Source organism: Paenarthrobacter sp. NPDC057355 (assembly GCF_042667405.1).
Lineage (GTDB): Bacteria > Actinomycetota > Actinomycetes > Actinomycetales > Micrococcaceae > Arthrobacter.
Genome location: NZ_JBHVAL010000012.1, coordinates 30,730 through 55,521 on the forward strand (window position 1 = coordinate 30,730; position 24,792 = coordinate 55,521).

At 65.2% G+C, this 24,792-nt stretch carries 16 protein-coding genes; 13 read left to right on the top strand and 3 right to left on the bottom strand.

Going from position 1 to position 24,792, the window contains the following annotated elements; genetic code table 11:
* Positions 1–43: 43 nt before the first annotated feature.
* The 11 genes from ACFUOZ_RS13860 to ACFUOZ_RS13910 are packed head-to-tail and all read left to right on the top strand — an operon-like array spanning position 44 to position 19,575.
* Positions 44–1,447: a DUF58 domain-containing protein gene (locus tag ACFUOZ_RS13860; RefSeq protein WP_377549075.1), complete on the top strand. Its 1,404-nt coding sequence runs from the start codon at positions 44–46 to the stop codon at positions 1,445–1,447.
* Positions 1,444–3,954, top strand: a complete 2,511-nt coding sequence (locus ACFUOZ_RS13865; protein ID WP_377549077.1) for a transglutaminase family protein — start codon at positions 1,444–1,446, stop codon at positions 3,952–3,954. The genes ACFUOZ_RS13860 and ACFUOZ_RS13865 overlap by 4 nt, the downstream gene beginning before the upstream one ends.
* Positions 3,944–5,542, top strand: a complete 1,599-nt coding sequence (locus ACFUOZ_RS13870) for an RDD family protein (protein ID WP_377549079.1) — start codon at positions 3,944–3,946, stop codon at positions 5,540–5,542. The genes ACFUOZ_RS13865 and ACFUOZ_RS13870 overlap by 11 nt, the downstream gene beginning before the upstream one ends.
* On the top strand, positions 5,539–6,447 hold the full coding sequence (locus tag ACFUOZ_RS13875; RefSeq protein WP_377549081.1) for a PP2C family protein-serine/threonine phosphatase: 909 nt from the start codon (positions 5,539–5,541) through the stop codon (positions 6,445–6,447). The genes ACFUOZ_RS13870 and ACFUOZ_RS13875 overlap by 4 nt, the downstream gene beginning before the upstream one ends.
* Positions 6,434–8,278, top strand: coding sequence for an FHA domain-containing protein (locus ACFUOZ_RS13880; protein ID WP_377549083.1), 1,845 nt, complete (start codon positions 6,434–6,436; stop codon positions 8,276–8,278). Before ACFUOZ_RS13875 ends, ACFUOZ_RS13880 begins: the two co-directional genes overlap by 14 nt.
* Positions 8,275–9,993: a protein kinase gene (locus tag ACFUOZ_RS13885; RefSeq protein ID WP_377549085.1), complete on the top strand. Its 1,719-nt coding sequence runs from the start codon at positions 8,275–8,277 to the stop codon at positions 9,991–9,993. The genes ACFUOZ_RS13880 and ACFUOZ_RS13885 overlap by 4 nt, the downstream gene beginning before the upstream one ends.
* A gap of 48 nt (positions 9,994–10,041) precedes the next feature.
* Positions 10,042–10,746, top strand: coding sequence for a hypothetical protein (locus ACFUOZ_RS13890; RefSeq protein WP_377549087.1), 705 nt, complete (start codon positions 10,042–10,044; stop codon positions 10,744–10,746).
* Positions 10,743–15,191, top strand: a complete 4,449-nt coding sequence (locus tag ACFUOZ_RS13895) for an FtsK/SpoIIIE domain-containing protein (RefSeq protein ID WP_377549090.1) — start codon at positions 10,743–10,745, stop codon at positions 15,189–15,191. Before ACFUOZ_RS13890 ends, ACFUOZ_RS13895 begins: the two co-directional genes overlap by 4 nt.
* Before the next feature lie 46 nt (positions 15,192–15,237).
* Complete coding sequence (ligA, locus tag ACFUOZ_RS13900; RefSeq protein WP_377549092.1) at positions 15,238–17,535, top strand: NAD-dependent DNA ligase LigA; 2,298 nt, start codon at positions 15,238–15,240, stop codon at positions 17,533–17,535.
* Positions 17,532–18,356, top strand: a complete 825-nt coding sequence (locus ACFUOZ_RS13905) for an inositol monophosphatase family protein (RefSeq protein WP_377549095.1) — start codon at positions 17,532–17,534, stop codon at positions 18,354–18,356. The genes ligA and ACFUOZ_RS13905 overlap by 4 nt, the downstream gene beginning before the upstream one ends.
* Before the next feature lie 10 nt (positions 18,357–18,366).
* Positions 18,367–19,575 (top strand): AAA family ATPase, encoded by a 1,209-nt coding sequence (locus ACFUOZ_RS13910; RefSeq protein WP_377549097.1) that lies wholly within the window; start codon positions 18,367–18,369, stop codon positions 19,573–19,575.
* A gap of 22 nt (positions 19,576–19,597) precedes the next feature.
* On the opposite strand, the gene ACFUOZ_RS13915 is transcribed toward ACFUOZ_RS13910, so the two are convergent.
* Positions 19,598–20,965 carry an LLM class flavin-dependent oxidoreductase gene (locus tag ACFUOZ_RS13915; protein ID WP_377549099.1) on the bottom strand — a complete coding sequence of 456 codons (1,368 nt, stop codon included), beginning with the start codon at positions 20,963–20,965 and terminating at the stop codon, positions 19,598–19,600.
* 308 nt (positions 20,966–21,273) lie between these two features.
* Between ACFUOZ_RS13915 and ACFUOZ_RS13920 the strand changes: the two genes are divergently transcribed.
* Together ACFUOZ_RS13920 and ACFUOZ_RS13925 are read left to right on the top strand one after the other, a co-directional pair.
* On the top strand, positions 21,274–21,786 hold the full coding sequence (locus ACFUOZ_RS13920) for a GNAT family N-acetyltransferase (RefSeq protein WP_377549101.1): 513 nt from the start codon (positions 21,274–21,276) through the stop codon (positions 21,784–21,786).
* Between the two features lie 55 nt (positions 21,787–21,841).
* The gene (locus ACFUOZ_RS13925) at positions 21,842–22,222 is read left to right on the top strand and encodes a RidA family protein (RefSeq protein WP_262277928.1); all 381 of its coding nucleotides are present in this window, start codon (positions 21,842–21,844) and stop codon (positions 22,220–22,222) included.
* Positions 22,223–22,295: 73 nt separating this feature from the next.
* Here the strand turns inward: ACFUOZ_RS13925 and ACFUOZ_RS13930 are convergent, their stop codons facing one another.
* A complete protein-coding gene (locus tag ACFUOZ_RS13930; protein WP_377549104.1) occupies positions 22,296–22,955 on the bottom strand; it encodes a response regulator in 660 nt (219 codons plus the stop codon).
* Positions 22,948–24,639: an ATP-binding protein gene (locus ACFUOZ_RS13935; protein WP_377549106.1), complete on the bottom strand. Its 1,692-nt coding sequence runs from the start codon at positions 24,637–24,639 to the stop codon at positions 22,948–22,950. Before ACFUOZ_RS13935 ends, ACFUOZ_RS13930 begins: the two co-directional genes overlap by 8 nt.
* Between the last annotated feature and the right edge of the window lie 153 nt (positions 24,640–24,792).

Consider the following 24,792-nt stretch of genomic DNA (forward strand, 5'->3'; position numbering starts at 1 on the left):
CAGCATTACCCTTCCTCGCACCAGTTCGAACAAAGGCCCCCACATGTCCTCCAGCAAACCCCTGAGCCGGGCTGCTGATTCGCTTAAGCGCGCCACGTCAGCGCTTGGCGGCACCCTGCGCCCCGCGCGTGGTTCCGGCAATGACGCGGGCAAACGCCCGGGCAGCCCGAAAAAGCCCGGTAACGCCAGGAAACTGCACCCCGCGGCCGTGTGGGCCGAGGCCGCCGGAGCGGCAGGGGAGATTCTTGCCCCGGCGTGGGAGAAGGTCCGCGCCCTCTGGCTGCGCTATGTGTGGCCGGTCCTCTCTGTCGTCAGCCTGCTCGGCTGGGTGGTGCTGGCGGCGTCGATCGGGCTCTGGTGGGCCGGGCAGGCATGGGGCTGGCAGGAAGCCAAGTCAGCGGCTTTGGTGGCGTTCCTGCTGTTCCTGCTGGCCATCGGCTTTATTGTGGGCCGCTCGGCGTATGGCGTGGTGCTGGACCTGGCCCGCACCCGTGTGGCGGTGGGCGACGAAGCCGTGGGAAGTATCGCGGTCTCCAACGTCTCGGCACGCCCGTTGCTGCCTGCAGCGCTGGAATTGCCCGTAGGCGCCAATACGGCCGTGTTCCACCTGCCCCGCATGAAGCCCGCACAGGTGCACGAGGACCTGTTCACCATCCCGACGGCCCGCCGTGCCGTCATCGTGGTAGGCCCGGTACGCTCCGTGCGCGCCGACCCGCTCCACCTGCTGCGCCGACGGGTGCTTTGGACCGAACCCGTGGACCTCTTCGTGCATCCGAGGACAGTGGCGCTTGGCGGTTCGGCTGCAGGGTTCATCCGTGACCTCGAGGGCATGCCCACCACTGAACTTTCCAGTGCCGATGTTTCGTTCCACGCGCTTCGCGATTACGTGCCCGGCGATGACCGGAGGCACATCCACTGGAAGACCACGGCCCGTACCAACAAGCTCATGGTCCGCCAGTTCGAGGAAACGCGCCGCGCCCACTTGGCCATTTCGCTGTCCATCAATACGGATGAGTACGAGACCGAGGCAGAATTCGAGATGGCGATCTCGGTGGCCGGCTCCATTGGCCGACAGGCGATCAGTGAACAGCGTGACTTGGATGTCCTGACCCAAAAGGGTCCGCTCCGCTGTGAAACCGGCCGCAACCTGCTGGACGACATGACCCGGATAGTCGGGACACCCATGCGCAAGACCGCCGTCGACCTTGCGCGGACCCTCGCCGATACCGTCCCGAATGCCTCCGTGGTGTTCTTCGTGGTGGGCAGCCACGTCACCGCTACGCAGCTGCGTTCGGCCGCGGCCTCGGTCCCGCCCGGGGTCCGCAGCCTGGCCGTCCGCGTCCAACCCGGCGCCGCGCCGTCGAGGGCCAACATCGCGGACCTGACGGTCCTCACTGTCGGCGACCTCGACGATCTCGCCATCGTCCTGCGAAAGGCGGCAGCATGAGCACCGCGCCCAACGTCCGCGTCCGCCCGCGTGCGGAGAAGTCCGCGAAGGCCAATGCCCGCAAACGCGCTGCTGGTGCATCCATGTTCGCTGACGACCGCCCTTTGTGGCATTTCCTTGTCGACTGCGGCGCCCTGGTGGTGCTGCTGTTGCTGGGCGTCCTCGGCTTCACGCTGAGCTTCGGCGGCGACGCACACTTCCTGGTTGCAGGACTCGGAGGGGTGGTCCTCGGGCTCGGCATCGCCGTCCTCAATGCCCACCTGCGCCTTGGTTTGCTGATCACGGCGGCGGCGACCTTTGGTGCCTACATGCTGTTCGGCTCTGCGCTGGCGGTTCCGGATTCTGCGGTGCTGGGCTTCCTGCCGTCCTTGGATTCCCTGCGCACGCTGCTGCTGGGCATTGTTTTTTCGTGGAAGGACATGCTCACTGTCGGCGTTCCCGTGGGCACCGCCAACGGAACGCTGATTGTGCCGTTCCTGAGCGCGCTGCTCATGGCCTTGGCCGCCGGGCTTCTGACCTGGCGGTTGAAGAGCCCTTATTGGCCCTTGCTGCCCGTGTTGGTCCTCTTTGTCACCGGCATCGCCTTCAGCACCAGTTCAGGATTCCTGAACGTTGAGCGCGGCGTTTCCCTGACCATCATTTCGATAGTCTGGGCGACGTTCCGCCGCGAGGTGCTCCGCCAGAGCAGCACCAGGACCGTCTCGGCCAACAGGCCCGATTCCGACGCCGGTACGGCCCGCCGCGGCCAGCTGCGCCGCCTCGGGACTGCTGCAGCGGTCATCGCCGTCGCCGTGGGCCTGACAGCGATTGCTTCGCCCCTGGTAACGGCCGGCGATGACAGGAAAGTGTTGCGCAACACCATCGTCCCGCCGTTCGATCCCAGGGATTACATCACTCCGTTGGCGAGCTTCCGCAACTTCGTCAAGGACGAAAAGGACACCACCCTGTTCACCGTCAAGGGCCTGCCAAAGGATGCCCGCGTGCGGTTGGCGGCCTTGGACGCGTTCAACGGCTTGAACTACACCATGGACCCGAACAGCTCCGGCAACTTCAGCAAAGTAGGCGACGCCAAGTCGCTGAATACGCTGGCCGATTCCGGGAGCCCGGTGCAAGGCACCAACTACACACTGGACATCACGGTTGAGGATTACCAGGGCTACTTCGTCCCGGGCGGACGCCACACCACCGGAATGAGCTTCGCCGACACAACCGGGGCAGCCTCGGGGCTCTACTTCAATGCGGGCACCGACACCGCAGTGACCACCAGGGGCCTGGGCAAGGGCGAGAACTACACGGTCCAAGTGTCCGATCCCGGGACGTTGGAACACGGACAGCTCACCCAGTACGACTTCGCGAAGCTTACGCTGCCCGAGGCCCAGGAGGTACCTCCGATCGTCGCCTCGCAGGCCAACGAATTGTCAGCGGATGCACCCACCGCGATCGACCGTGTCCGGCAGATCGAGGCGCACTTCCAAAAGAGCGGTGCGTTCAGTAACGGCCTGGTAGCTGAGGGACAGCTTCCCAGCCTTCCCGGCCACAGCGCGGCACGTGTCCGCAACATGCTCTCGGCCAAGCAGATGCTGGGCGACGACGAGCAGTACGCGGTGTCCATGTCCCTCATGCTCCGCCACTTGGGTATTCCCTCACGCGTTGTGATGGGCTTCTACCCGGATCCCAAGAGCCCGGAAAACGGCGCCGGCGACGTGAAGATTACGGGCAAGGACGTGCACGCCTGGGTGGAGGTGGCTTTTGACCGGGTCGGTTGGGTTTCCTTCGATCCCACTCCGCCCAAGGACAACGTGCCGATCCCGCCGGACCCGCAAAACAAGTCCAAGCCCAAGCCCCAGGTACTCCAGCCGCCACCCCCGCCGCAGGAGCCCGCGGACCTGCCGCCGGACTCCACCCCGGATGCCCTGGACGCGGATGAGAAGAAGAACAACCCGTGGCTCTTCTGGGGACCACTTCTTGCCGCCATCGGCGTGGCACTGATTCCGTTGGCGATTCTTGCCGTGCCGTTGCTGCTGATTCTGCTCCTGAAATCACGACGCCGGAAGGCTCGTTTCCGTGACGGCCACCCCGCCCAGCGGGTCGGCGCCGGATGGAGCGAGGTATTGAGCCTTGTCACCGACATGGGTGCCTCAATCGACACCAAGTCCACCCGCCGCGAGTCGGCCTCGGTGATCGCTGAAGCGTTCCCCACTGCCGGGAACACCACAACCATGCTTGCCCACCGTGCTGACGCTGCGGTGTTCGGGGCAGGGCAACCGAGTGAGTCGGAGGTCAAGGAGTACTGGGAAATCGTGGACACATCGCTGACCGACATCACCGGAAGCGTGGGCTTCTGGAAGCGGCAGCAGGCACGGTTCTCGCCGCGGTCGTTGCTGGCGGACGGCCGGGCGGCCCTGCGTCGTCGACAACAAGGTCCAGCCCGGAACCAAACTCCGGGTGAGCCAGGGGCGCGGCGTCTGAAGTTGCCCTTCACGAAGGACAGCACCGATGAGCAGTGACACGGAACTTTGCCCGGCCTGCCGGCATGCTGTCCGCCCCGGGGCTGCCTTCTGCAACCAGTGCGGATCGCCGCTGAACAACCGTGGAGCCCGCAAGGAGGGCAACATCAACCATGCCCAGAGGGCCGCGTTGGAGTCCGCCAACCGGCAGGGCCTGGCCGATCCCGGTAGTATCTCCGTAGTGTCGGCGCCAGCGTCGCCGGCGCATCCGGGGACAAGCACCGCTCCGGACAGGACACCTGGGCCAGGGGGAGGGACCACTATGACCACCAAGCTCCACCTCGTTCCCGCTTCTGCGGGGAAAAGGCTGGGCGCGGCAGTGTTGGACTGGTTGGGACCCGTGGCCGTCCTTGCCACGACGTTTGCCATCGGCATCGCGGGCATCACCCAGACGCGCCGGAACGGCTTCATCGTCTACGACACCGGTCTGCTGGTTCTCCTCGGCAGTATTGGCCTGGCTGTGACGGTGGTTTACATTTTCGTGCTGCTGGGCCTCGAGGCGAAGTCGGGAAACACCATCGGCAACCAGCTCATGGGCATCCGCAGTGCTGACGCCGACGGCTATGCTCCCGGCGCCGGCGCCGTCTTTGTCCGGGGCATCCTGACCGGTGCGGTCCTGATCGTGGGTTTCCTGGCCGCTGTGATCCTGTCGGCCCTGGGCCTCCTGGGACTTGTTGTATGGATCGCGTTGCCGCTGATGGTGCTCGGGGTGGTCTGGGCCATCCTGGTGGTGGTCTCCAACGCCTGGGACTCCGAGGGCAAGCTACGCGGCTGGCACGACAAGGCAGCCAAGTCCTTGGTGTTCGACGTCAACGCGGGCCGCAATCCGGTAACGACCGGAGGTCTCCAAGGTCCATACAGTTTCGCGCCCATGGACCTGCCGCCGGTACAACCGGTGGTCTCCCCGGTGCCGTCGGGACGGGCGTCCGGCGCGGCGCCGCTCGCGCCGACGCAGACAGCGCCCGCACAGGTGAATCCTGCTCAGACGACTCCCGCCCAGGTGACGTCCCCACATCAGGCGGCATCGGCGTCGTCCGCGCCGGCAGTGCAGCCCTCACATGACCCCAACCAATGGCGGCCGCCGACGCCTCGCCAAGCGCCTGTGACGCCCCAAATTCCTGTCCCGCCCCAAGTTCCGGCCGCGCAGCAGGTTCCGGTGGCGCCACAGTTGAACACGGTTCCCGCGCCCGGCATGGCTGCCCATCCTGACGACGACGTCGAACGCACCCAGATGCGTGCTGGTGCGGCCCGTGCACAGGCAGTCCTGAGGATCCGGGTCGACGACGGCCAGGACATACAGCTGGGCGGAAGCGTCCTTCTCGGACGGAACCCCGCTGCGCAGCCCGGAGAAGTCGTCGAGCAGCTCCTGCCGGTGTCAGATCCAGGCAGGTCCATCTCCAAAACCCATCTGCACCTGCGGGTGGATGGGGATGGCGTGTGGGTCACTGACCGCAACTCCACCAACGGCAGTGCAGTCACCACCCCTGACGGCTTGCAAACCAGGCTGACCCCGGGCGAGGCATCCTTCGTCCGGCCAGGTTCCACAGTTCATTTCGGGGACCGTTCCTTCCACCTAGGACAAGCATGAATTCACAGCCGGCCACCAACGCCAACGCCGACGCCGTCCCAACCGCGGGCGGGTCCTCGTTCCGCCTTAGCTACGGCTACGGAACGGACCGGGGACTGCGTCGGGAGCTGAACGAGGATTCGTTCATTGCTGCCGACCCGGTGTTTGCCGTCGCTGACGGCATGGGTGGCCACGAGGCAGGCGAGATCGCCAGCGGCATGTGTGTGCGCACTTTGGGCAGCGCTCCCGAGCTGGCCTCAGGGCTGCGTACCGCTTCCGCCGCGGACCTGCAGGCGTGCCTGCTGAAGGCGGACGCCGCCATCCGGGACGCAACCGGTGCCCGTGCCGGGACCACGCTCTCCGGCGTGGTCGTGGTGGAACAGATGGGTTTGCCCTACTGGCTGGTGATGAACATCGGCGATTCCCGCACGTACCGGCTGAGCCAAGGTGAGTTCGCCCAGATCAGCGTGGACCACTCCGAAGTCCAGGAGCTTGTCGATTCCGGGGACATCACCTCGGAGCAGGCTGCCGTCCATCCTCGTCGTCACGTTGTCACGCGTGCCTTGGGCACCGGGGATGAGACCGAAGCGGACTTCTGGCTCCTTCCCATCCAGGAGGGCGACCGGATCATGGTCTGCTCGGATGGTCTCAACGGTGAACTGGGCGATGAGCACATGTTCCGCATCCTCAGCACCGTGGCCCACCCGCAGGACGCCGTGGACGCACTCATCCAGGCAGCGCTGCGAAGCGGCGGACGCGACAACGTCACCGTGATTGTGGTTGACGCCAAAAACGTACTGAACGACGCCGGTATCGCCATTACGGCGCCCCGCCCGGAAGTCGGGACAGACGTTGAGGAGGATACGCTTCCCAAGGCCTGGGTCAACGGCACCGACCACGAGGAAGACGCCGATGGCAAGCAGTAGTCTCCTCTCCCACACGCGGTACCGGCACGGCGAGTGGTTCGGCGTTGTCCGCAACGGAACAGCTGTTCTCCTTGGCCCGGACACACCCCATGCCTTGATTGACACTGTGTGGGAGTTGCTGGCCACATCGCCAGAAGCCCACGAAGTCCTGCATGAGGTCACCGAGGCTTTTGGAGTCTCGCTCAGCAGGATCCCGCCGTTTGGAATTATCGATTCGAAGGACGCGCTCCGGGTCTTTCTCCGGGGTGACCTCGAATTGGTGGTGCAGTTGGCCGGCCACCAGGAACACCTGACCGGCCGTGACGTCACCACCTGGACTGAACGCCGCATCGCAGGAGCTACCTTCCTGAGCGTCCACATCGGCGCAGAGGCAGCTGAAGGGGGCCGCCCACGTTTGGATACCCTCCCGGTGAAGGACGGCGTGGTGTTGTTGGCTTCCTTGGAGGCCGGAGGACGGGGTACTGCCGTGGAAGAGCCTGCGACGGCGGAACCGGCCTCGGAGCCTGCAGCTGCGGAGCCTGCAGCTGCGGAGCCTGCCGTGCAGGCACCGGCGGCCTCTGTCTCGGACGAAACGATGATCGGATATCACGACGCCGATCTCGGCCTGACGATTGCCCCCGGACAAGCGCCGGTCATTGAGGGGATCCAGGCCAGTGCGTCCGCTCCTGACGACGAATCCGCGTCCGCGGAACCGGACGCGCCAGGCGACGCCCCGGAAGAACCCGGGGAGTCCGTTTCCGAGGACAGCGGAACCGGTGAAGCTGTCGAATCCGCTGCCGGGGAGCCTGCTCCAGCTGAAATGGCAGGGGACCTGGCGGCGAATGATCACGAGGTTCCGGTCCACACCAGCACCACCGATCCTTTGAGCCCCTCGCTGGAAAACACCACGAACTACGACCATCTGTGGGACAAGACGGTGATGCGCAACATCGAGGACGCTGCAGTCCGCCTTGACAACGATTCCGATGACCACGATGCGCCCGCCACCTACGCCGCTGCCCCACAACCGGCGTCGGCTCCACAACCGCCGTCGGCTCCACAACCGCCGTCGGAAACAGAACAAGCCGCCCCTGAACCGTTGACGCTTGCGCCTGCGCCGACGCCGGAAGCCGGTCAGTCCGTTCCTCCGGCCACATCCGGCGGCCTGATCGATTCGGTGCCCTGGCTCCGCAGCACGCCATCCACGCCGCCGGTGCCCCAACCGGCACCGCAGGTTCCGGCTGCCTGGACGCCTGCACCGGCACAGCCGCCCGCGGGTGCTGCGGTGGACGAGGACTCCGACCATGATGGCCAAACCATCATGAAAAGCAGCCTCCCCGCCGCCAATGACGCCCAGCCCGCCGGGGCAGCTGCGGAGACTCCGGCCGTGAGCGGCCCGAGCGTCCTGGCCAGGGTCTGTTCACAGGGGCACGCCAACCCGCCGACATATCCGCTGTGCTCGGTGTGCGGAGTTCCGATCAGCGGGGATGCCATTAATGTTCCGCGCCCACGACTTGGCCGGATGCGGCTTTCCACCGGGGAACTCATCGACCTGGACCAGTCGCTCATCATAGGCCGCCAGCCCTCGGTTTCCCGTGTCCAAGGTGGCACCATGCCCCGTCTGGTCCAGGTGGAGAGCCCGGGCGGAGATATCTCCCGCTCCCACGTGGAGGTCAGGCTGGAAGGTTGGCACGTGATGCTGTGCGATCTGAAGGCGACCAATGGCACGGTGCTCATCCGCGAAGGCCAAGCACCCCGCCGGCTTGCCCAGAATGAGATGGCAATCCTGCTGGACGGCGACATAGCCGAACTGGGCGACGACATTTCATTGCGTTTTGAGGAGATTCTTTGAGTTCCAAGAGGCCCCCCGCGCCGCCTCCACCCATCCCGGGTTTCAAATACATCAGCCTGCTTGGCTCGGGTGGCTTTTCCGACGTCTACCTTTACGAACAAGACCGGCCGCGCCGGAAAGTAGCCGTCAAGGTGCTGTTGTCCGATCTCAAGACCGAAGGGGCGCGCCGCCGCTTCGAGTCCGAGGCCAACCTCATGGCGCAGCTGTCCTCGCACCCATACATCGTGACGATCTTCGAAGCGGAGATCACCGAGACCGGACACTCGTACCTGGCCATGGAGTATTGCTCCCGGCCCAGCCTCGACGTCCGGTACCGGCGTCAACGCTTCAGTGTCGACGAGGTCCTTGCCGTCGGCATCCAGGTGGCGTCCGCCGTCGAGACCGCCCACCGCGCCGGAATCGTCCACCGGGACATCAAGCCCGCCAACATCCTGGTCACCGACTACAACCGTCCGGCATTGACGGACTTCGGTATTTCCGGCACCATCGGCGCCGATTCCGAGGACGACGCCGGGATGTCCATTCCGTGGTCGCCGCCCGAGCAGTTCCGCGGTGGCGCAGTGGATGGTGTACCTGTTGATGTCTGGGCATTGGGCGCCACGCTATACACGTTGCTGGCGGGCCGCTCACCTTTCGTGCTTCCCGGACAGGACAATTCGCAGCGGGAACTGATCTCCCGCATCACCAACGCGCCTCTTCCCAGGCTTGGCAGGGCCGACGTTCCCGAATCGCTGGAGCTTGTGCTGGCTACGGCCATGGCCAAGTCTCCGGGGTCCCGCTACTCCTCGGCGCACGCCTTTGCCTTGGCATTGCAGCGCATCCAGACCGAGCTGAACCTGTCGGTGACCCCCTTCGAAGTGCTCGAGGAACCGGGGCACGGGGACGAGCAGCACCCTGATGACAACGTCGAGGAAACCCGGGTCCGGAGCATAGCGTCGATCGATCCGGACGCATCCGGTACGGCCACAACCGGCTCGGCCCCTACCTTCCCGGCGCGGACTTTCCCTTCCACTGTTCCGGCCAACACGTCGCAGGCTGCCAACGCGTCGCAAACCACCCAAAGGCCCGCGGGCTGGCAAGCCCCCGCGCAGCAGACACCCCCACAACAAGCGGTCCCGCAATTCCCTGCCCAGCAGGCGGCGGGGCCCGACGCAGACCCCGGTGAATCCACGGTTCTTCGCGGCTGGCAGCCATCGGGCCGGCAAGCGAACGTTGACGATACCGTCAGCCGCTCCGCGTCGAGGGCAGCATCCGAAACAGGGGAAGAGGCGCCGGTTGTTGACCACAGCAAGCGCAATCTGTGGCTCGCAGTGACTGGCGCCGCGGTGTTGGTGGTCGCGATCGTCGTCGGGGTGGTCCTGGGCGCCAACGCGCAGCCGAAGGTCGCACCGACTGAGGCAGCGACCGTGAAGCCGGCGGATCCCCTCGGCGACGGTGGGGTGCCGGAGGTGGAGGGCCTGACCGGCACGCGGGACCCTGCCAAGCCGGACTTCGCCGACTTCCGCTGGACCAACCCCCAGCCCAAGCCAGGTGACACCTACAAGTGGCGGTACCGGACAGCCCTCATCCCCGAAGGCGACTACGAGTCCGTCAAGGAGCCGCACGCACGGGCCGTGATCGCCGGGGACGAGAAGCTCTGCATCCAGGTCATCATTGTCCGCGCCGACGGAACAGCCTCGCCAGGGGAGAAAGGCTCCGTCGCCTGTGTGGAGTAACTCCCGGCAAACGCAACAGACACACCGCCCACTGAGGAGGCACAGATCATGGGGGATCTAGCAATAGATTTCTGTGGGGAATGGTACGAACCATCCGACGAAGACATCTTTGACATCGGCCGTGAAGGCGATCTCGAAGTTGACGACAACCCGTACCTGCACCGCCGCTTCCTGCAGATTGCCCGTTACGACGGCATCTGGTGGTTGAGCAACGTTGGCAGCATGCTCTCCGCCACGATCGCGGACGGCTCGGGGGGCATGCAGGCGTGGCTTGCACCGGGCGCCAGGATCCCGTTGGTGTTCAGCCACACCAACGTCATCTTCACAGCCGGCCCCACCACCTATGAGTTCGCGGTGCACCTGAAGACACCGTCTTTCCGGCACGAGGCCCGGGACGAGGACCAAGCCGGGGACACCACCATCGGCCCGGTGGTTTTCACGGACTCGCAAAAAGCGCTCATCGTTGCCCTGGCCGAACCCATGCTGCGCCGGGAGGGCACCGGATTCAGTGCCATTCCGTCCTCCGCGGAAGCGGCAAAGCGTCTTGGCTGGGCCCTCACGCGATTCAACCGCAAGCTCGATAACGTGTGCGACAAATTGGACCGCGTGGGCGTTGTGGGCCTGCGCGGCGGAGCCGGAAAACTTGCCACCAACCGCCGGGCCCGCCTGGTGGAGCACGCTGTGACGTCCCACTTGGTGACGCCGGCAGACCTGCATCTTCTTGAGAAAATGAGTGGAGTCGACGAAGGATGAAGTTCCGCCTGACATTGCGGCGTGACCCTGCGGAAGCCAAGGACCTCGCCGTCACGGTGGATGGCCGCGCCACCGTGGCCGATATTGCCACCGAACTGTGGGCCGCCGACCCCGCACGCAAGGGGACCGAACCGCCGTCGAGCCTGTCCATCAGCGTGGACGAAGCGTTCGTTGGCGGGGGCCTGTCCGGCCACGTCCTCAGGCCCACGGACAACCTGCTGGAGTCGGGTCTTCGTCCCGGCTCGAAGGTTTCGCTGGCCCACGTCAGCGAGGAATTCGCCTCCACTGGCCACGGGACCAACAGGGGACCTGCGGCGGCGACGTTGCGCGTGATGTCAGGGCCCGACGTCGGCCGTGAATTTTCGCTGCCGTTCGGCACCAGCTACATCGGCCGGGACCGGGACGCGGATATCCGTCTCTCGGATCCGCTGACCTCCAAGCGCCACGCCCGCATCACTGTGGGGGAGACCGTGGAAATCGTGGACACGAACTCCGCCAATGGACTCCTCATGGACGGGCTTCCGGTCACTCGGGCAACGCTGGCGTCCTCTGACACCGTGACGCTTGGCGATACCACAGTGGGAGTCGTCTCCCTTTCCCGCAACCACGGCGGCGGCCCGTCCTCTCCGCTGGTTGACTTCAACCGTTCGCCGCGCGTCCTGCCACGGTTCGAATCACCCAAGCGGGTCCCGCCGGCCGGCCCCAAACGGCCTGAACACCAACCGTTCCCGTACATCATGCTGGTGGCGCCGCTGCTGATGGGTGGTGTGCTCTTCGCGGTGACGCAGAACCTGCTGTCAGTGCTGTTCATGGCCATGATGCCGTTATTCATTGTGGGTCACTACGTGGACCACAAAATGCAAAGCAAGCGGCAGGTGAAGGAAGGCCACAAGCAGTTCAAGGCCTCCATGCTGGCCTTCCGGGAGGACATCGACAGGCAGCAGAACATCGAGCGTGCCGTCCGGCTGCAGGAAGCACCTTCGGTGAGCGACACCGTGGACGCGATCTACAAACTGGGCCCATTGTTGTGGACCAACCGTCCCGAACACCAGCACTTCCTGGGTGTCCGCTTCGGCTTGGGCTCCGCGCCCTCGCGCATCCCGTTCGATGAACCTGCGGCCAACGAAACGGAACCGCAGTACATGCGCGAAATCCAGGAATGCCTGCAGCAGGTCCGCGTGATCGACGGCGTGCCCATCGTGTCGCAGCTGCGCACCTCCGGTTCCTTCGGGGTCGCCGGCGACCGCAGCGTGGTCGATGACGTGGCCCGCGGCATGGTGCTCCAGCTGGTGGCCCTCCATTCGCCCGCGGAGGTGGTCCTGACCGCCCTCACGTCGCCGCGTTCGCGTGAGCGCTGGGATTGGTTGCAGTGGCTTCCGCATGTCGGTTCGGGCCACAGCCCCCTCTCTGGCGACCATCTCGCCGCCGGCCCGGGGGCGGGTGCTGCCTTGTTGTCCCGCCTGGAGAATCTCGTGGAAGAGCGCGAAGCCTTGTCCAAGGAGCCCGGCCCGCAGCCGCGTCCGGCACTCAAGGACGAAAGTGAAGAGATTCCCGCCCCGATGGTTCCGGCCGTGCTGGTGATCGTGGAAGACGACGCTCCCGTTGACCGGGGTCGTCTCACGAGGCTGGTCGAACGTGGGCCCGATTACGGCGTTCACGTGATGTGGGTGGCGGCGAACGTGCAGTCACTGCCTGCCGCCTGCCGCGACTTCCTTTCTGTCGACGGCGACCACGGCACCACCACCGGCCAGGTCCGCTTGGGCCGCCACACCTACCCGGTAAGCTGCGAAAGCCTCGACGCCGATCTTGCCACCCAGCTTGCACGCATGATGTCGCCACTTGTCGACGTCGGAAACCCGCTCGAGGACGACTCCGACCTCCCGCGCGCCGTCTCCTACGCCACCCTGATCGGCAAGGAATTGATGGACAACCCGCAAGCTGTGGCTGAGCGGTGGCAGGAAAACAACTCCGTGCATGCCACGGCCGTTCCCAACCGCAAGGACAACGGCAGCCTCCGTGCCCTGGTGGGTTCCAAAGGTGTGGAGCCGTTCTACCTTGACCTTAAGAACGAGGGGCCGCATGCACTGGTGGGTGGAACCACCGGCGCCGGTAAGTCCGAGTTCCTGCAGTCCTGGGTGATGGGCATGGCTGCCGCGTACAGTCCGGACCGTGTGAGTTTCCTTTTTGTGGACTACAAGGGCGGCGCGGCCTTCGCGGACTGCCTGCATCTGCCGCACACCGTGGGTCTGGTCACGGACTTGTCTCCGCACCTTGTCCGCAGGGCGTTGACCTCGTTGCGGGCCGAACTGCACTACCGCGAACGGCTCCTGAACCGGAAGAAAGCCAAGGACCTCCTGGCGCTCCAGCGCGAAGCCGATCCCGAGGCCCCGCCGTACCTGATCATCATCGTGGACGAATTCGCGGCCCTCGCAACAGAAGTTCCCGAGTTCGTCGACGGTGTTGTGGACGTCGCAGCCCGCGGCCGTTCCCTGGGTCTGCACCTCATCCTGGCTACGCAGCGGCCGGCCGGTGTCATCAAGGACAACCTGCGGGCCAACACCAACCTCCGTGTCGCCCTGCGCATGGCCGATGAAGTGGACGCCGTGGACATTCTTGGCGTCCCCACCGCAGCGTACTTCGATCCGTCCATTCCAGGCCGTGGAGCGGCCAAGACGGGCCCTGGCCGTATCCAGGGCTTCCAGACCGGATACGCCGGTGGCTGGACCACTGACAAGCCCCAGCGTCCCCGTATCGACATCGTGGAGATGGCTTTCGGCTCAGGAGCGGTGTGGGAACCGCCGCTGCAGGCACAGGTTGAAGAAGAACCCGCAGGACCCAATGACATTGCCCGGATGACGGCGAACATCATCCGCGCAGCCGACGTCCTGTCCATTGCGCCGCCGCGGAAACCGTGGCTGAACGAACTCGCCGTGACCTACGATTTCTCCAAGCTCCCCAACCCCCGCACTGACGAGCGGCTGCTGTTGGGTGTCGCCGACGATCCTGCCCACCAGGACCAGCCCACCGTGTTCTACGAACCGGATAAGGACGGCAACATGGCCGTCTACGGTACAGGTGGATCCGGCAAGTCGGCGGCATTGCGGGGTATCGCCATCGCTGCGGCCGTGACTCCCCGCGGTGGTCCGGTGCACGTGTACGGCATCGACTGTGGTTCGTCAGGCCTGAAGATGCTGGACGGGCTTCCGCACGTTGGCGAAATCATCAACGGAGACGACGTCGAGCGTGTGGGCCGGCTGCTGCGCTGGCTCAAGGAAGTGGCTGACGACAGGGCAGCGCGATTCGCCGAAGTCAGGGCCTCCACCATTGTCGAATACCGGCAACTGGCCAACCGTCCGGACGAGAAGCGCATCTTCATCCTGGTGGACGGCATGTCCGCTTTCCGTGAAGGCTACGAGTACAGCAACCTGTCCGCGCTGTGGGACATCTTCCTGACTCTCGCTACGGATGGCCGTCCGCTGGGCATCCACCTCGTCGTGAGCGGTGACCGTACCAACTCCGTGCCGGCGTCGCTCCTTGCCTCCATCCAGAAGCGGTTGGTCCTGCGCCTCAGCTCCGAGGACGACTACATGACCCTGGACGTCCCCAAGGATGTCCTGAACGCTGCTTCGCCACCCGGGCGTGGTCTGCTGGACGGGCTGGAAGTCCAACTCGCCGTCCTCGGCGGGAACTCCAACCTGGCCCTCCAAGCACGCGAAGTGGCCAAGCTCAGCCAGGCCATGGTCCGCCAGGGCCTTGAGCAGGCCCCGCAGATCCAGCGCTTGCCCGAACTCGTGGACCTGGACATCTTGCCCACCGGTTCTCCCGACAACCCCGTGATTGGTGTCGACGACGAATCGCTGGGTTCTGCGGCCATCGCCGCCAAGGGTTCGCTTCTGCTGGCAGGGCCTCCGGGCTCCGGCCGGACGGTTGCGCTCGTCACCCTGGCGTACGCCTTGCGGCGTTCGAACCCACGCACCGACCTGATCTACATAGGTTCCCGCCGCTCGGCCGTGGCCTCCTTGAACATCTGGAGCCGATCGCTGGTGGGCCCCGATGAGGTCTCCGATGTCATTGACGACCTCATCGACAAGGCCTCCGATAACCCGGGCAGCATGGCGATCTTCATCGAAGGCCTGACCGAGTTCACGGACACCCTCGCGGAGTCGGGAGTGGGCCGCTTGGTGACCGCTGCCATCAAGGCAGACCAATGGGTGGTGGGCGAGTCCGAAACGTCCACCTGGTCCCAGGCATGGTCCTTGGCGCAGCCCTTCAAATCGGGGCGTCGGGGACTGCTGCTCAACCCCGGGGACGTGGAGGGCGACACCCTGCTCAACACCTCGCTGGGCCGCATCAGCAAGGACTTCATTCCCGGCCGTGGATACATCGTGGGCCGGGGCAAGGTCCGCAAACTGCAGATCGCCATGCCACCGGAAAACCGGAGCTAGGAGGCTGGTGGGCCAGAATGTCTGACGGTTGCGGCAAGATAGAGCTGTGAGCACACCAGAGAATCCGGATCCGGTCGAAACCACAACCCAGGAGGCGGCTGCGGCCATCGTCGCAGAAGAAGGGACCCCGCCGTCGGGGTCCCTCAGGGAAGAGTACGAGGAACTGGCGGACCTCGTCCGCAAGTACCGGTATGCCTATTACCAGGAAGACTCGCCCACAGTTTCCGACGCCGAGTTCGATGAACTCTACCGCCGCTTGGAAGAACTGGAAGCCCTCCACCCGGAGCTGGTTACCAATGACTCGCCCACGCAGGAAGTAGGTGGCGAAGTCTCCTCGGCCTTCGCCGCAGTGGAACACCTGCAGCGGATGTACAGCCTGGACGATGTTTTCTCGTTGGAGGAGCTCGAGGCCTGGGTCCGCAAGGCTGAAGCGTCGGTTGCAAAGCTCGGAGATTCCGTCCCGCCCATCGAGTGGCTGACGGAATTGAAGATCGACGGACTTGCGGTGAACCTTCTGTACCGGGACGGCAAGCTTGTCCGGGCCGCCACGCGTGGCGATGGCACCACCGGTGAAGACATCACCCACAACGTGCTCACCATCAAGGAGATCCCGCGGGAACTGAGTGGTTCCGGCTACCCCTCCGAAGTCGAAATCCGCGGTGAGGTGTTCATCCCTTCCAAGGCCTTCGTCGAGTTCAATGAGACCCTGGTGGCCGCAGGCAAGGCTCCGCTGGCCAACCCCCGCAACGCTGCTGCGGGTTCGTTGCGCCAGAAGGACCCGGCTGAAACGGCAAAGCGACCCCTGAGCATGTACGTCCATGGCATCGGAGCCCGTGAGGGACTCGATGCCAAGAGCCAGTCCGGGACGTACAAGCTGCTGGAACAGTGGGGGCTCCCGGTCAGCCCGTACCTCAAGGTTTTGGAAACCTTCGAGGAAGTCCTTGACTTCATCGCCCACTATGGGGCGCACCGCCACGACCTTCAGCATGAAATCGACGGCATCGTGGTCAAGATCGATGACTTCGCCACCCAGCGCGCCCTGGGCTACACCTCACGCGTGCCCCGGTGGGCTGCTGCGTACAAGTACCCGCCGGAGGAAGTGCACACCAAACTCCTGGACATCGCCGTCAATGTCGGCCGGACGGGACGCGTGACGCCTTTCGGCTTGATGGAGCCGGTGAAGGTCGCGGGTTCAACAGTGGGCATGGCCACCCTGCACAACCAGGATGTCGTCAAAGCCAAGGGCGTGATGATCGGCGACATCGTGATCCTCCGCAAGGCAGGCGATGTTATTCCGGAAATCGTGGGCCCGGTTCTGGCGCTGCGGGACAAACAGGATCCTCCGGTGCGCGAATTCGTGATGCCTACCGAATGCCCCTCTTGTGGAACTCCGCTGGCCCCGGCCAAGGAAAGCGACGTGGACATCCGTTGCCCCAACGCCAAGTCCTGTCCCTCCCAGCTCCGTGAGCGTGTCTTCCACCTGGCCGGCCGCGGAGCTTTCGACATCGAGGCCCTGGGCTGGGAAGCGGCCATCGCGCTCACCCAGCCTGCCGAGCCGGAGATTCCGCCCCTCACCAGCGAGGCCCGGCTCTTCAGCCTGACGCGCGAGGACCTGCGGGATGTCCTGATCAGACGCGAAAAGCGGTCCAAGGGCGTGGGAACAGGCCAGTACGAGCTCGTGCCGTACTTCTACACCAAGGGAACGGCCAAATCGCCGTCCAAGCCCACGGCCACCACGGAAAAGCTCTTCGTGGAGCTGGAGAAGGCCAAGAAGCAGCCCCTGTGGCGGGTCCTGGTGGCGCTGTCCATCAGGCACGTGGGTCCCACGGCGTCACGGGCATTGGCGACGGCGTTCGGCACCATGGAAGCCATCCGCAACGCCACTGAGGAACAGATCGCACACGTCGACGGCGTGGGGCCAACCATCGCAGCTGCCCTCAAAGAGTGGTTCGCCGTGGATTGGCACAACGAGATCGTGGACAGCTGGGCTGCGGCCGGGGTGAGGATGGAGGACGAGCGTGACACCTCCGTGCCGCGCACCCTCGAGGGCCTCACGGTGGTCGTCACGGGAACCTTGCCCAACTTCAGCCGTGATGAAGCGAAGGAAGCCATCATCATCCGCGGCGGCAAGGCCTCCGGCTCCGTCTCCAAGAACACCAGCTACCTGGTGGCCGGTGAAAGCGCCGGCACCAAGCTGGACAAGGCCGAGCAACTGGGCGTTCCAGTGCTGGACGAGGACGGCTTCCGCGAGCTTTTGGCCAATGGGCCGGCAAAGCCCGGGGCAGACACTGAGGCCGATGCTGCTGCCGGAACCGGGGCCGCAGCGGAGGCAGAAGCCGAATGACGGAGGTCACTGAACTGCTTGCTGTCGCCAAACGTGCGGCGGCCGCAGGGGCCGCCGTGCTGGCCCAGCGATCCGTCAGCGGTACAGCGGGCGACGGCCTGCAGACCACCAACAAGGGCGAGGCCGGCGACTGGGTCACCGCTTTTGACGTAGCTGCGGAGAACGCGGTCCGTGAAGCGATCCTGGCCGAGCGGCCCGGCGACACCATCACGGGGGAGGAACATGGGACCACGCGGCCCGCAAGCCCCTCGGGGTACCGCTGGTCCATTGACCCGCTGGATGGCACCACCAACTTCATCCGGAACATCGTCTACTACGCCACCTCTGTCGCCGTGGCCGATTCCGACGGCGTATGGCTGGCTGGCGTCGTCCACGCACCAGCCCTGGGGCGTGTGTATTCGGCAGCCCGTGGCCACGGAGCCCACCTGGAAACGGCAGGTGAAACCACTGCGCTGGCGGGCCCGGTTCCCGGGCGGACCGGGCTGATCCTGGCTACGGGCTTCAGCTACGATCCCGGTACCAGGGCGGACCAGTCAGCGGGCCTGGCCCAACTCATGGATGGTTTCGCTGATGTGCGTCGGCTGGGTTCTGCGGCATTGGATCTTTGCCTGGTAGCTGATGGGACCTTTGACGCGTACGGTGAGCGCGGCTTGAACGAGCACGATTTCGCCGCGGGCGCCTTGATCGCAGAAGAGGCCGGCTGCTGGGTGCGAAGGCCCCGTTTGACCAGCCCCTTGGACGGCGGCCCGAGCACGGAGGATCGCCTCGCGGCCTGGATGTGTGCTGGAGCCTTGGAACTTTCCGGCAAGTTCCCCCTGTGACTGGCAGCCCGTGATCAGGACGCTGGCCATTGCCAATTACCGCTCCATCCGGGACCTTGCCATCGAGCTCCACGGCCTGGACGTGGTGACCGGAGCCAACGGCAGTGGAAAGTCGTCGCTGTACCGGGCGCTGCGTTTGCTGGCGGAGTGCGGGGGAGGGGATTCGGGCAATGTGGTGGGCGCCCTGGCCCGGGATGGCGGTTTGGCGTCGACGCTCTGGGCTGGACCTGAGAACATCAGCGATGCCATGCGTCGAGGTGAGGTGCCCGTCCAAGGCACCGTCCGCAAGGCGTCCGTGAACCTGAAGCTGGGCTACTCCGGGGACGACTTCGGCTATCTGGTGGACCTTGGCATGCCCGTTCCGGGAGGGACGGGGTTTGACCAGGAGACGGGCCGTCCACGTCCCTCTGCGTTCGCGCTCGACCCCGAAATCAAGCGGGAGCAGATCTTCTCAGGTCCGGTGGCCAGGCCTGGATCCTTGCTGGTGGACCGTAAGGGCGGTTTGGCCAAGCTCCGTGGCGCCGATGGTGAATGGACGGAGCTGTCACGGCGCCTGGATGCCTTCCAAAGCATGCTCACCGAAGTTTCGGACGAGGACCGCGCGCCGGAGGTGTTGCGGGTGCGGGACTCCGTGCGGTCCTGGCGCTTCTATGACCACTTCCGCACGGACCCGGATGCTCCCGCCCGTCAGGCGCAGATCGGGACCCGCACCCCTGTCCTGCACCACAGCGGCAGGGACTTGGCGGCCGCCCTCCAGACACTGCGTGAGGTGGGCTTCGAGAAAAAGCTGGATGCCGCCGTCGAACACGCCTTCCCGGGGAGCCGGCTGGACATTGCGGTGAACGACGGCAGGTTCAGTGTGGAGCTCAAACAGCCGGGCATGCTCAGGCCGATGAAAGCCGGAGAGCTCTCCGATGGAACTTTGCGGTTCCTTCTGCTCACTGCCGCGCTGCTGACTCCGCGGCCGCCGGAACTCATGGTGCTCAACGAACCCGAAACCAGCCTCCACGTTGACCTGATGCCGGCGCTGGCCGGACTGATCGTCCAGGCCAGCGCCTACAGCCAGCTGATCGTGGTGACACATTCCGAAGCCCTGCTGACGGCACTTCGGGAGACCGGATCTGCCCATGAGCACGAGCTCTATAAGGAACTGGGTGAAACCAAGGTCGAAGGCCTCGGAGCGCTCGAAGGGCCATCATGGAGCTGGCCCAAGCGCTGATCAACCCACCTGCGGGGTTGGCCTAGAAGGCAGAACCAATGGACGTCAGCTCCTGGGCGGCGCTTCCGGCATAGCGGTTGCCGGGCCGTTCCAGTCCGTAGTGTCCACGCAGCGTGGTGGCTGTGTACTCGGTGCGGAAGAGGCCGCGCTGCTGCAGGATCGGCACCACCTGGTCCACGAAGATCTCCAGGCCGGAGGGAAGAACGGGCGGCATGATGTTGAAGCCGTCAGCTGCCCCGGCCTGGAACCATTCCTGGATCGCGTCCGCCACTTGTTCCGGGGTGCCCGAGAACGTCCGGTGCCCACGGCCTCCACCCAGCCGCCCGATCAGCTGCCGGACGGTCAGCTGCTCACGGCGCGCCAGTTCAACGATCAGCGTGTAGCGGCTCTTGGCTCCCTCGATCTCGTCCTCGGAGGGCAGGTCCGCGGGAAGCTGCCGGTCCAGGGGCAGGTCCTCGGGTGCAAGCCGCAAGGTCCGGGCCAGCTGTTCGCGTGCGTACTCGGGCTTGATCAGTTCATCAAGCTCACGGTCCAGCCGAAGGGCTTCGGCCTCGGTCGAAGCGATGACAGGGACGATGCCGGGCAGGATCTTGATGCCTTCCGGGTCCCTGCCTGCGGCTGCCGTTCGTGCCTTCAAATCTGTGTAGAACTCCTGTGCGCCGGCCAGAGTCTGATGGGCTGTAAAGACAGCTTCGGCATACTGGGCCGCAAGGTTCTTTCCGTTCTCCGAGGACCCGGCCTGGACGATCAAGGGGTGGCCCTGGGGTGAGCGGGGAACGTTGAGGGGACCGCGGACCCGGAAGTGCTTTCCTTCGTGATCGATGACCCGGATCTTTGTGTCGTCCCCCCAAACGCCTTCGGCCTTGTCCGCCAGGATGGCGTCGTCCTCCCAGCTGTCCCAGAGCTTCTGGGCTACGTCGATGAACTCGGCGGCGCGTTCGTAGCGGACAGCGTGTGCCGGCTGGTCGTCCACGCCGAAGTTCCGCGCGGCGTCGGGTCCTGCGGTGGTCACGACGTTCCAGCCTGCACGTCCTCCGCTGACCCAGTCCACGGAAGCGAAGCGGCGTGCCAGGTTGAAGGGGTCGTTGTACGTTGTGGAGGCGGTGGCGATCAGTCCGATCCTCTGGGTAGCGGTGGCGATCGCCGTCAGCAGGACGGTGGGTTCGAGCTTTCCGGCCGGACGGCGTCCCACTTCGCCAAAGAGGACGGGGGAGTCGGCGAAGAAGATGGAGTCCAGCTTTCCCCTCTCCGCCGTTCGGGCAAGGTGCTGGTAGTGCTCGATCTTGGTGGAGGCAAAGGGATCACTTTCCGGAAGGCGCCACGAGGCTTCGTGGTGTCCGGTGCTCATGAGGAAGGCGTTGAGGTGCAGCTGGCGCTCTGGCGGGGTCATGGTTTCTCCTGGGTTCGGGACGGTTCGGCGCGGGTGTGTGGCAACTTAAGCACGTCGTCCAAGACCACCGCCAGCATCCCGACATGTGGCCGAAACAGCGCGAAACCGGGGTTCACCGGACGCAACGGGGCGGCATTCAACGCCACGGGAAGCAATAGAAAGCAGCCCACTGGGTCCCGCCGGAGGTACCTGACCGGGCCCACCGCCGTGGGCGTCTTGCGGGACTGGCCGCCGGCGCAGGTGATAGTTCCATCACGGAAAGGGGTATTTGGCGCACGTGGCACGCAAGCCGCGACTACCATTGGTAGGTGCTTTCGCCGATTACCGTCCGTCCCGCCCTGCCTGAAGACTACGACGCCGTTGCCCGCATTACGCAGGACTCCTACGTGACGGCGGGGTACTACGGCGACGCCGACCACCCGTACTTGCAGAAACTCCAGGATGTCGCCGGGCGCGCTGAGCATGCAGAAATCCTGGTGGCTGAGCGCAACGGCCAGGTGATCGGTTCTGTCACGGCAGCTCCGGCCGGCGGTGGTTTCTCCGACATCGGTCTTGAGGACGAGTTGGAATTGCGGACCCTGGTGGTAGATCCGGCAGTCCAGCGCTCAGGTGCGGGCCGCGCCTTGGTGCAGGCCGTCGTCGAGCAGGCGAAAGCCTTGGACGGCATCAACGCCGTATCGCTGACAACCGGGGCCACGTGGGAAAGTGCCAACGCGCTGTACAAGCGCACGGGCTTCGACCGCGCTCCGGAGCGTGACTGGTTCGTCCCCGGCACCGACATAAAACTGTTCGTTTACAGGCTCGAGCTCGGGCAGTCATAAAGTTTCCTTCGAAGCGCCGGTCACCGGACCGGGCGCAATGACAGGAAGGCGCAGCATGCGCAAGACATTCGGCACGGGATCGGTGTGGGAGCAGACCCTTGGCTACTCCCGTGCGGTCCAGGTGGACAACACCCTCTTCATTTCCGCAACGGCTGCTTCCGGACCCGACGGCATCGTTGGCGATGACTTCTACACGCAGACCAAGTACATCCTGGAAAAGCTCGGCGCTGTCCTGGAGGACGCCGGCTTCTCCTACGACGACGTTGTGCAGTCCAAGTTGTACCTGACGGACATCAGCAAGTGGGAAGACGCCGGCCGTGCGCACGGAGAGGTCTTCGGCGAGATCCGCCCGACACTTTCCCTGGTGCACGTGCTGCCGTTCCTGGATCCGCAGATGCTGGTGGAAATCGAGCTCGTGGCGCAGAAGTCCGCCTAACCCCTCACCCAACTGAGTAACAGTAACTGCTCCACTGACTCGTCATTGGAGCAGTTGCTGTCACCTACTTGGGTCAGCCCGGGACGCCGTAGCGGTGTTCCGGGCGGCCGGTGCTTCCGTAGCGCAGTTGGATCTCGACGGCGCCATCATCGGCCAGCGAGGACAGGTACCTTTGCGCTGTGGCGCGGGAGACGCCCACCCGCTCTGCCACTTCGGCCGCCGAGTACTGCTCGCCCGGGACCAGCGATTCCAGCACCGCGGCTTCGGTGGCGGAGCGCGGTTTGGCGGCGGGGGCCACGTCCCCGGGAATCAGGGAACGCTTGGCCCGCTCTATGGTGGTCTGGTCCACGGCGGTTTGCTGCCCGAGGATCCTCCGGTAGCGGGCATACGACCTGAGCTGCTGCGACAGGGACTCGGCGGTAAAGGGCTTGAGCAGGTAGCCCAACGCGCCCCTGCGCAGCGCAACCTTGATGGACTGGGCGTCGGAAGCGGCTGTGAGCATCACTGCATCCACATCCAATTGCCCCAGGAGATCCAGGCCGGACCCATCGGGAAGGTAGACATCCAGCAGCACCAGATCGGGGCGCAGGCTATGGATGGCCTGCAGGGCCTGGGACACGGATCCGGCCGGGGCCAACGCCATGAAGCCCGCCACCGAGTCCACATATGCTGCGTGGAGCCTTGCCACGTGGAAGTCATCATCCACGATCAGCACCCGCAAATCCTCAGCCATCGTTGTCCTCCGTCATCGTTGCGCCCTGGACGCTGCCGGGCCCATTGTCCATCACGCCGGGGATGCTGGCCATGAAGACTGCGCCCGGCCCTCCCATCGTGCCCGTTTCCAGGACGCGGACGTCACCGCCGCGTCGCCGCGCCAGCTGCCGCACCAGAGCCAGCCCCAATCCTTGTCCGGCACCCGGGCGCGACGTACGGTCCGCCGTCGTAAATCCTTCAGTGAAGACCTCTTCGGGGTCCAGTTCTCCCAGCCCGTCCCCGGAGTCCGCCACCACGATGTGGAGCGCACCGCCGTCGTGGCTTTGCTCGTCCAACAGCTCAATGTCCACCCAGCGTTCATCGCCGGAACCGGCGACGGCGGCACTCACCGCGTTGTCGATCAGGTTGCCCAGCACTGTGGTAACGTCCTGGGGATCGGCCACGTGTCCACGGACCAAGGTTTCTGGGCCGACACGCAGGGCCACGCCGCGTTCGGAGGCTTCAACTCCCTTGGCGCCGACGAAGGCCTGAAGGTACGGATCCTGCAGGAGTTCGGCTTGCTCCACGGGGAACTTCAGGGGCCCGGTGGCCGAGATCCTGGCCAGGTACTCCTTGGCGGAATCGTGCTGGCCGATGCTCATGAAGCCGGCGATGGTGTGGAGCTGGTTGGCGAATTCGTGGCGCTGGGCCCGGAGCGCAGTGGACATGGTTCCCACGGCATCCAGTTGCTGCGTCAGTTGCTGCAATTCGGTACGGTCGCGCAGCATGACCACCCAGCCGAGGTCTTCCTTGCGGTGCCAGGCTTTGCGTGCGCTGGCTACAAGGACTCGTCCGCCGGCCACGATTTCCACGGCTTCGGCGTCCTGCGCCGCTGGCTTGGTGAGCCATTTGAGTTGTTCAGGGACGCTCGCCGAGGCCCAGTCCTGGCCCGTAGCATCGGGCATGTCCAGAAGCCTGGCCGCGGCAGCGTTGAAGACGGAGATACGTCCGTCGGCGGCGATGCCGATCACGCCGTCGTCCACCCCCTGGAGCACCGCCACCTGGTCGTGGACCAGGGTGCTGATCTCTTCAGGCTCCAATCCCAGGGTGAGCCGCTGGAGTCGTCGTCGGAGCAAGAAGGAGGCAAGGACACCGGCCAGCAGGGCGCCGCCCGCGGTAAGGGCAATGGGTGCGATGTCCCGGACCAGGCTCTTCGTCAGCGACTCCACGGAGTACCCCACGCTGACTTCGCCCACGATCATTGTGGAGCCGGGGGAGTAGACGGGGACCTTGGCCCCGGCAGAGGGCCCCAGCGTCCCGGTATTGCGGGTGGTGATTTCCTCGCCCGCCAAAGCCACGGACGGATCGGTGCTGACCCTCTCGCCGAGCCGGGCCAGATCCGGATGGGCCAGTCGAAGACCGGTTTCGTCCGTGATGACAACGAAGAGTGCGCCGGTCCTGACCCTGGCCGCCTCCGCCGCGGCTTGAAGGGGGCCGACAGCGAGGACATCAGGCGGGGGTGTGCCCTCCTCTTTGCTGATGGCCTGCACATCGGCCCGGACATCCGGGTCGGCCGCTACTGTCCTTGCCAGGGTGAGGGCCTGGTTTTCGGCTTCGTCGCCAATGCGTTCATAGACCAGCCACGCGTGGACGGCCCCACTGAGCAGCACCACCAGCAGCACCACACCGAGCTGGAGGAGAAGGGTCTGGGTGGAGAAACGCATACTGACTCTGCTGTTACGGGGCACCGTCACTCCTTTCCTCCAGATCCATTGAAGCATTGAGCACAATGCGCAAAACGTTCGCAACGAGCAGTATTCCCAACAATTCCCACAAACCCGTGCCCGTGACGGACGCCACCCTATTGTCTGTAGTGC